Genomic DNA, 397 nt, shown 5'->3' on the forward strand with positions numbered 1-397 from the left:
CAAAAGCCCAATAATTGATAGGAAATGGACAGCTAAAAGTTTTTAGGACCATAAACTTAGGGGGAAATGAAAAATGGGAACAATCGTATGCCAAGTATGTGAAGGAACAATCGGACATTTTGAAGATGAAAAAACGACAGTACTTTACGGAAAATGTGGAACAAATTGTGACTGTGCTAATAAAGACAAGGCGAAAGCTTAATTATAAATAAGTAGATGATTATTAAAATTCAGGGGGAATTAAAAAATGGGAACAATCGTATGCCAAGTATGTGAAGGAACAATTGGACATTTTGAAGATGAAAAATCAACAGTACTATACGGGAAATGTGGATCTCATTGCGAATGTGACCATAAAGAACATACAAAAGCTTAAATAAGAAAAAACGCCTACATA

2 protein-coding genes are annotated in these 397 nt (G+C 33.8%); both read left to right on the forward strand.

Features of this window, described 5'->3' with window-relative positions; genetic code table 11:
- Positions 1 to 73: 73 nt before the first annotated feature.
- Complete coding sequence (locus MR113_RS27505) at positions 74 to 202, forward strand: GapA-binding peptide SR1P (protein WP_000536800.1); 129 nt, start codon at positions 74 to 76, stop codon at positions 200 to 202.
- 45 nt (positions 203 to 247) lie between these two features.
- On the forward strand, positions 248 to 376 hold the full coding sequence (locus tag MR113_RS27510; protein WP_000536796.1) for a GapA-binding peptide SR1P: 129 nt from the start codon (positions 248 to 250) through the stop codon (positions 374 to 376).
- Positions 377 to 397 lie beyond the last annotated feature (21 nt).

Source organism: Bacillus cereus group sp. BfR-BA-01379 (genome assembly GCF_022663605.1).
GTDB lineage: Bacteria > Bacillota > Bacilli > Bacillales > Bacillaceae_G > Bacillus_A > Bacillus_A mobilis.